This is a genomic window from uncultured Maricaulis sp. (assembly GCF_963976135.1).
GTDB lineage: Bacteria > Pseudomonadota > Alphaproteobacteria > Caulobacterales > Maricaulaceae > Maricaulis.
Window position 1 is genome coordinate 1 of sequence record NZ_CAXBKN010000107.1, and the last position, 7,810, is coordinate 7,810.

Genomic DNA, 7,810 nt, shown 5'->3' on the forward strand with positions numbered 1-7,810 from the left:
GGAGGCGCCGCTGACCCATGACCACCCCACCGGTCCCGGCGTCGCCATGATGCCGGCCATGGTCTTCGACCGGCTCGGCGAGCGCGGTATCGGTCTGGCGGACGAGCCGCACCGGGTGCTGGTCTATACCCAGCTCAAGAGCCTGAAGCCCAATCCGGACCGGCGTCCGCCGGGGCGCGAGGTCGAGGTGCATCTGACCTCGAATATGGAGCGCTATATGTGGTCCTTCGACGGGGCCGCCTTCTCGCCGCTCGTCGAGCCGATCGTCTTCCGGCACAATGAACGCCTGCGGCTGACCCTGGTCAATGACACCATGATGCCGCACCCGATCCATCTGCACGGCATGTTCTTCGATGTCGTCAATGGCGAGGACAGCCACAAGCCGCGCAAGCACACCATCATCGTCAAACCGGCCGAGCGGCTCTCGGTTGATGTTACTGCCGACGCGCTGGGGGAGTGGGCCTTTCATTGCCATCTTCTCTTCCACATGCATGCCGGCATGATGCAGGTCGTTTCGGTCCGCCCGGGGCATGGAGATCATCATGGCCATATGTAGAATACTCGCCGCCACGCTGCTGGCGCTGACCGTGCTGCCGCTTGCCGCTTTTGGCGCGCAGGCACGCCAGGGCAATCCGGTCGATGCCGACCCGGCACGCATGGCCGCAGCCCGCGCGCACATGTTCCACGGCATGGGCGGGACGCATTCCATGGTGCTGGTCGACCGCTTCGAGCACTTGAGCGGCGGCGATGACGACGCCCTGCTCTGGGATGCCCAGGGCTGGGTTGGCGGCGATGAGCAAAAGTTCTGGTTCAAGACCGAGGGCGAATATGCCTTCGACGCATCGGAATTTGAATCGGCCCAGCTGCAGGCGCTCTACAGCCGCGCCATTTCGCCCAATTTCGATCTTCAGCTCGGTGTGCGCCATGATATCGAGCCGGGTCCATCGACCAGTTATGGCGTCGTCGGTCTGCAGGGGCTCGCGCCTTACTGGTTCGAGGTGGATGCCGCGGTCTTTCTGAGCGATGCCGGCGATGTGACGGCACGCATGGAGGCCGAGTATGAGCTTCTCATCACCCAGCGCCTTGTGCTGCAACCGCGCGCCGAACTTCATTTCGCGGCGGGCGAGATCGCCGGACATGATCTCGGCTCCGGACTGACAGAAACCGAATTCGGCCTGCGCCTGCGCTATGAAATCACCCGCGAATTCGCGCCCTATATCGGGATCGAATGGCATGATTTGCAGGGCGATACCGCCGATCTGGCGCGTTTGCGCGGCGAGGCGGCCAGTGACCGTGTTATTGCCGTTGGCATCCGCTTCTGGTTTTAACTCCGGCTTCGGCCAGGCGAGGGCATTACATGACGGCAGTTTTGCGGTGGACGGCACGGATCCATAAATGGCTGGCGCTTCTGGTCGGCATCCAGATCGTGCTCTGGGTTGCCGGCGGTGCGGTGATGAGCCTGTTGGACATTGATAATGTGCATGGCGATCAGAATGTGGCGCCGGTCCCGGTCATCGATCTCGAGCTTGCGAGTGTGATCTCGCCGGCCGAAGCGGCCGGACTCGCCGGGCTGTCCGGCGTGGTGAAGCGGGTGGAATTAATGCCCTGGCTGGGGCGGGCTGTGTATCAGGTCGAGGATTATTCCGGCACCCGCCATCTGATCGATGCCCGAAATGGCGAACGGCTGACCCCGATCTCCGAAACCACGGCAATTGCGCTGGCCGAGCAATTCCATCTCGGAGAGCTGGCGGCGTCCTCGACCGAATTTCTCGAGGCCTCAACGACCGAATATCGCGATGCGCCGCTGCCCGCCTGGCGGGTCAATTTCGACGATGGTGACGGCACCAGTCTCTATTACGCGGTCGAGACCGGCATGCTCACCAGCCGCCGCAATGATGAATGGCGGCTGTTCGACTTTTTCTGGATGCTCCACATTATGGGCTATCAGGACCGCGATGATTTCAACACGATCTGGCTGCAGGCTTTCGCCCTGTTCAGCCTGGTGACCGTCTTTGCCGGTCTGCTCCTGCTCTTCATCAAGATGCGGCGCAGCCTGCTGATCGCCCTCAGGCAGGAGCAGGCGAAAACCCCAACATGAATGCCCGATGACCCGCAGTGCCCCGCAATGGTCCCATGCCGGACGGAATAACCTTAATTGATCCTTAAATCGCCGTAACCCGGCGCGGTTTCGACCCCACTTCCCAACGATAAACCCAGTGTCTCCGGAGCGCCGGGGATGATGATGGTGCTTCTGCCGATCGAAGCGCCGGGACAGCTGGGGCTGGGATCATGAAAGTTTCAATCATTGCGGGCACGCGCCCGGAAGTTATCAAACTGGCGCCGGTTCGCGCCGCATTGCTGGGTCAGTCAAACCTCCAGCCGGAGTGGATCGCCACCGGGCAGCACGGCAGCCTCGCCGACCAGACGCTCGAGGTTTTCGGCATCACACCTGACACCCGCCTCCAGCTCGACTGGAATGGCAAGGCGCTGACCAGCCTGACGAGCGCGCTCATCCGCGATATCGGCGAGGCATTCAACGCCAGCCGTCCCGATTTCGTTTTGGTGCAGGGCGATACAGCCTCGGCATTCTCCGGTGCCATGGCTGCCTTTCTCAATGATATTCCGGTCGGCCATGTCGAAGCAGGCCTGCGGTCAGGCGATCTGCGTCATCCATTCCCTGAGGAAGGCTTCCGCAAACTGATCTCCCCGATCGCCGATCTGCATTTCGCGCCGACCCGCGCTGCAGCCAGGAACCTGACCGATGAGGGTATCTCCAGCGGCAAGGTCCGCATGACCGGCAATACCGTGATCGACGCGGTCCAGATGGTCGGGTCTATGGAAATCCACCCGCGGGCGCTTGACCGCTTGCGCCCCGAGGAACGCCTTGTGCTGGTCACCCTGCACCGGCGCGAAAACTGGGATGATGGCGTGGCCGGTGTCTGCACGGCGATCAAGCTGCTGCGCAATCAATATCCTGATCTGCGCTTCGTCATCCCGGTGCATCTCAATCCGCGTGTGCGCGGCCCGATTGAAGCCCTGCTGGGCGACGAGGAACGCATCGACCTGGTCGAGCCGCTCGCCTATCCCGCTTTCGTTGCGGTGATGAAGCGCGCCCATCTGATCCTGTCCGACAGCGGCGGTGTGCAGGAAGAGGCGCCGAGCTTTGGTGTCCCTGTGCTGGTACTGCGCGACAAGACGGAACGCGGCGAGGCGGTCAAGGCCGGCGTTGCCCGCCTGGTCGGCTCGCGCACCGAGACCATCCTGACCCATGCCCGCCAATTGCTCGACAATCCGCGCGCCTATCGCCGCATGTCGCGCGCCGCCAACCCGTTTGGCGACGGTCATGCCGGCCGCCGCATCGCGCAACTGGTCTCCGTTTTCCTCGGGGCCGGCAACAAGCCCGAGGCCCCGCAATCGGCCTCAGCTTTCCAAGCGCTGCGCCCGGCCGCCCTGCCGGTCGAAGGCGCGACCCGCGTCAAGGCCGAGGCTTGAGATCGTGGAGGGCTGGGGCGAAATACTCGCGGCAATCCAGGCTTTCGGGGCGAATAGCTGGTTGTCTGTCGCCGACTGGGCGCTGGGGCTGGATGGCGCCACAATGGCGCGCCTCTACTGGACGGGGCTGAGCTGGGCGACGATCTATGCCGCCATCGCGATCTTCATCTCCTCGACCGATGACGCCTTCCTCGACCTGTATTTCTGGGTGCTGCAGGGCCAGCGCGTCCTGACGCGGCCCTTCCGCTTCGTGCCGACGACCAAGACGATCATGGAAGCGCCGGAAAAGCGTCTCGCCATCATGGTGCCGGCCTGGCAGGAAAGCGATGTCATCGCGCGCATGCTGATGAATACGCTGACCTCGCTGGAATACAGCCATTACGACATTTTCGTCGGCTGCTACCCCAATGACCCCGACACCATCGCCGAGGTTGACCGCATTGCGCGCCAGCACAAGCAGGTCGTGCGCGCCATGGTCGGCCATCCCGGCCCGACCTCGAAGGCCGATTGCCTCAACTGGATGATCCAGAACATCTTCGCGCATGAGAAGAAGATGGGCGTGCATTACGACGCCTTCGCGATGCAGGATTCCGAGGACGTCATCCACCCGCTCTCCTTCAAGGTGGTCAATGCCTATCTCGACCGCTCCGACATGGTGCAATTGCCGGTGCTCTCCATGCCGCGCAAATGGAATGAGCTGGTGCCGTGTCACTATATGGACGAGTTCGCCGAATGGCATGGCAAGGATCTGATCGCGCGCTCGGCGATGACGCGCCTCGTCCCCTCGGCCGGTGTCGCGACCTCCTTCTCGCGCTGGTGCATCGAGCTGTTGTGCCAGGAGCGCGACAACCAGCCCTTCAATACCGACAGCCTGACGGAAGATTATGATGTCGGCCACCGCCTGTTCCAGGCCGGTCTCAAATCGGAATTCGTGCGCTTCTGGGCCAAGGTTCCCGTCGGCGAGGTCAAGCGCCGCCATGGCAGCGGCATGCGCACGATCTATCGCCGCGAACTGGTCGGCACGCGCGAATATTTCCCGGACGATCTGTCGGTCTCGGTGAAGCAGAAATCGCGCTGGATGCTGGGCATTTCCTATCTCGGCTGGAAACAGCTGGGCTGGATCGGCCCGTTTTCACACCGTTATTTCCTGTATCGCGACCGCAAGGCGATCTGGACGGCGCCGACCGGCATGCTGGCCTATGCCATCGTCTTCCAGTGGGCGCTGTACTGGATCGTCACCAAGCTGGTGCCCTCGGTCGGCACCCTGCCGCCGCTGATCGACCATAATAGCTGGGTGTGGACGCTGGTGCTGATCAACTTCCTTTTCCTGGTCAACCGGGTCGTCCACCGCGTCATCTTCACCGCTTCGGCGCACGGGCTCAAACACGCCATCCTGTCGCCGGTGCGCATGGTGGTCGGCAATTATGTCGGCTTCCTCGCCTCGATGCGCGCCGCGCGCCGCTTTGCGGTCCACATGATCACCGGTGAACGCATCACCTGGGACAAGACGATGCACGCCTATCCCTCGATGGCCGAGATCAGCGGCCAGGGCAATACGCTCGGCGATGCGCTCAAATTCTACGGCATCGTCAATGACGCCACGCTGGTCGCCGCCGAGGCCGAGGCCAGTGCCGCCGGCATCGGGCTGGCGACGGTGCTGGTCAGAGCCGGTCATGCCACCGAAGAGGAGATCGCCACGGCCTGGAGCGAAGTGTCGCGCTATCCGGTCGAGGCGTTCGATCCGCTGCTGGTCGAGGACGAGGTCCGCGAACTGGTCGATGCCGGGCTGGCGCGCAAATTCGGTGTCTTCCCGCTGGGGCAGGGCAAGGCCGGGCTCAACCTGGCTGTCGCCGAACCGCTCGACGAGGCCGCCGAGGCCGAGCTGCGCGCGGCGCTGAAACCGGCGATCAGCTTTGCGATCGCGCCGGCCAGCGATGTCTCCTTTGGCCTGCGTTTCGCCTGGGACCGGACCGCGCTGGAACCCGATCTGCGCGCATCCCGGATCCTCAAGCGTCTGGCCCTGGCCGATGACGAACAGATCGCCGCCATCTGGATGGGAATTCGCCGCGTCAGCGAGGCGGGCGAGGCGCCCTTCGATTTCATCAGAATCGCCCGGGAATCGGGCATAGTGTCGGATGCGGATTGGAAAATCCTCGTCGACAGTCAACCGGAACTCGCCCTCGACGCGTCCGCGTCCTGAGTGGAAAGGAATAAACCCATGTCTGTCACCGCCAAACCGCGCCGCCGCGCCCGTTTTACCCGCACCGCCATGCTGCTCGGCGCCTCTGCCGCCGCGCTCGGCTGGGTAACGACCGCCGGTGCCGATCTGACGCCCGAGGAGATTGCCTCGGCCCGCGCCCATGCCTACCAGCTCAACGCGCAAGGGCGCTGCGCCGAGGCGATGCCGATCTGGGAAGAACTCGGCTCCGTGCTCGGCCGCGCCAGCGATTATCTCGACGCTGCCAATTGTGCCATTGAGTCCGGTGACAGCGCCCGCGCCGTCAGCGACTTGTGGGAAGTGGTGCGCCGCCGCGACCAGCTCGACACGGAAGGGCAGCTCTTCGCGCTGCGCTCGCTGGGCTATCAGGCCGAGGCGCAGGGCGACTGGGACCGTTCCCTGATCGGCTGGGACTATGCGGCCCAGCTCTCCGATGCGCCGTCCGACAAATTGCAGGCCGCCCGCGCCGCCCGGCTCAGCGGCCGCGCTGCCGACGCCCAGTCGCGCCTGTGGCAGGTGCGTCCCGGTGAGTTCGAAGGCGTCGCCCTGGCGCAATATTATGACGAACAGGCCCAGGTGCTGCGCGACAGCCAGCCGGAGATGGCGGCGCAATACATGGCGCGCGCCATCGCGATTGACGACCAGACCTGGCGCCGGTTTGACCATGGCCTGATGTTGCAGGCGGCCAATGAGCCGCGCGCCGCGATCGGCGAATTCCGCACCGTGCTCGCCCGCGATCCCGGCAATACCGATGTCCGCCTGTCGCTGGCCTATGCCCTGCGCTCGATCGGCGAGAATGCCGAGGCGGCCCGGCATTTCGGTGAGGTCATTGCCGTGCAGCCGGACAATCTCGGCATTCGCGAAGACCAGGCCTATGCCCTCAAGGATGCCGGCCAGCAGGACGCGGCCGGCGCCGCCTTCATCGGCGTGATCGACCGGCTGCGCGCCGATGGCGGCGAGGCGGCCCATGCCGAGCGGCTCTACCGGCTGCGCCGCGAAGTCACGGCGCTGGAAAGCCGCACCTCCGGCTTTGCCTATGCCAGTTATCGCAATGAGGGCGTCTCGCTCTCGGGCGGGCTGCAGGACAGCATCACCTATTCCTCGCTCGGCGCCGAGTTCAGCTGGCGCCCTGAAGGCCTGTACGAGAACGGCACCGGCATCACCGCCTTTGCGCGCGGCTATGTCGGCATGGATCCCGGCGCCTTCAGCATTGATGAGGACAGCGCCCAGCTCGGGCTCGGTGCGCGCTGGAAACCCTTCCAGTCGGTCGATTTCAGCCTCTCCGGCGAACGCCTGATCGCGCTCGGCGACACTGCCCGCGATGACTGGCTGCTGCGCGCCAGCTATGGCTGGACCGATGGCTATGACTGGCAGCCGGACGCGTCGAGCTGGAATTATACCAGCGTCTATGCCGATCTCGCCTATATCCCCGGCGATAACGAGTATTTCGGCGCCTATGCACAGTTTCGCCAGGGCCGCCGGTTCCGCACCGCTGAAGGCTGGACCGTGACGCCCTATGTCACCGCCGTGGCCCAGTATTCCGACGACATCTATGGCAGCCAGGACCGCTTCGAAGCCGGCCCCGGCGTCTCGGTCTCGCACTGGTTTGGCGAGGATGACCACCACGCCTATCGCCGCCGCGTCGATTTCGACGTCGAATACCTGTTCGACGTCGAAGGCAGTGGCGATGATGCGCTGATGGCGCGGGTGGTGTTCAGCTTTTAGGGACGGGGCTGTGTGCTCATAGTATGATTTTGGTCATTCGTGGGGTGTGTGCTAATCTCACCCGGGAGGAGCCGCACCCATGACCATGATGCGCAAGACGATCACGATCCCCGACGCGATGGAAAGCTGGATCAAGACGCGGATCCAGTCGGGCCATTACGCCAATGACAGCGAGTATATGCGTGATCTGATCCGCCGCGATCAGGAACGCCATGCCGCCGAGAACCAGCTGCGTGATATCGTGCAGGAAAGCCTGCAGAGCGGGATCAGCGACAGCACGCCCGCCGATATCAAGGCGCGGGTCGAAAACCGGTTGAAGGCCGATGGCCGGCTATAGGCTCACCATCAGGGCCGAGGCCGATGTCGAGGCGATCT

Annotated in this window: 7 protein-coding genes; all 7 read left to right on the forward strand. The window is 63.9% G+C overall.

From position 1 onward, the window contains the following. On the forward strand, positions 1-556 hold a 556-nt coding region (locus AAC023_RS12485; RefSeq protein WP_339741526.1), incomplete at its 5' end, for a multicopper oxidase domain-containing protein. Further along, entirely contained in the window at positions 543-1,328 is a 786-nt protein-coding gene (locus AAC023_RS12490; protein ID WP_339741527.1) for a copper resistance protein B, read from the forward strand. The genes AAC023_RS12485 and AAC023_RS12490, both read left to right, overlap by 14 nt. Positions 1,329-1,357: 29 nt before the next feature. Continuing rightward, a complete protein-coding gene (locus AAC023_RS12495; protein ID WP_339741528.1) occupies positions 1,358-2,098 on the forward strand; it encodes a PepSY domain-containing protein in 741 nt (246 codons plus the stop codon). Between the two features lie 191 nt (positions 2,099-2,289). Next, positions 2,290-3,492 carry a UDP-N-acetylglucosamine 2-epimerase (non-hydrolyzing) gene (wecB, locus tag AAC023_RS12500; protein WP_339741529.1) on the forward strand — a complete coding sequence of 401 codons (1,203 nt, stop codon included), beginning with the start codon at positions 2,290-2,292 and terminating at the stop codon, positions 3,490-3,492. A 4-nt stretch (positions 3,493-3,496) separates the two neighbouring features. Next, complete coding sequence (locus tag AAC023_RS12505) at positions 3,497-5,692, forward strand: glycosyl transferase family protein (protein WP_339741530.1); 2,196 nt, start codon at positions 3,497-3,499, stop codon at positions 5,690-5,692. Positions 5,693-5,710: 18 nt separating this feature from the next. Then, positions 5,711-7,435 (forward strand): tetratricopeptide repeat protein, encoded by a 1,725-nt coding sequence (locus AAC023_RS12510; protein WP_339741531.1) that lies wholly within the window; start codon positions 5,711-5,713, stop codon positions 7,433-7,435. A gap of 79 nt (positions 7,436-7,514) precedes the next feature. Beyond that, positions 7,515-7,772, forward strand: a complete 258-nt coding sequence (locus AAC023_RS12515; protein ID WP_339741532.1) for a type II toxin-antitoxin system ParD family antitoxin — start codon at positions 7,515-7,517, stop codon at positions 7,770-7,772. Positions 7,773-7,810 lie beyond the last annotated feature (38 nt).

What these genes read in the sequence shown, in the direction of transcription:
- AAC023_RS12515 (WP_339741532.1), top strand. Translation starts at nt 7,515, where the DNA reads ATGACCATGATGCGCAAGACGATCACGATCCCCGACGCGATGGAAAGC.
- AAC023_RS12490 (WP_339741527.1), top strand. Translation starts at nt 543, where the DNA reads ATGGCCATATGTAGAATACTCGCCGCCACGCTGCTGGCGCTGACCGTG.
- AAC023_RS12510 (WP_339741531.1), top strand. Translation starts at nt 5,711, where the DNA reads ATGTCTGTCACCGCCAAACCGCGCCGCCGCGCCCGTTTTACCCGCACC.
- wecB (WP_339741529.1), top strand. Translation starts at nt 2,290, where the DNA reads ATGAAAGTTTCAATCATTGCGGGCACGCGCCCGGAAGTTATCAAACTG.
- AAC023_RS12495 (WP_339741528.1), top strand. Translation starts at nt 1,358, where the DNA reads ATGACGGCAGTTTTGCGGTGGACGGCACGGATCCATAAATGGCTGGCG.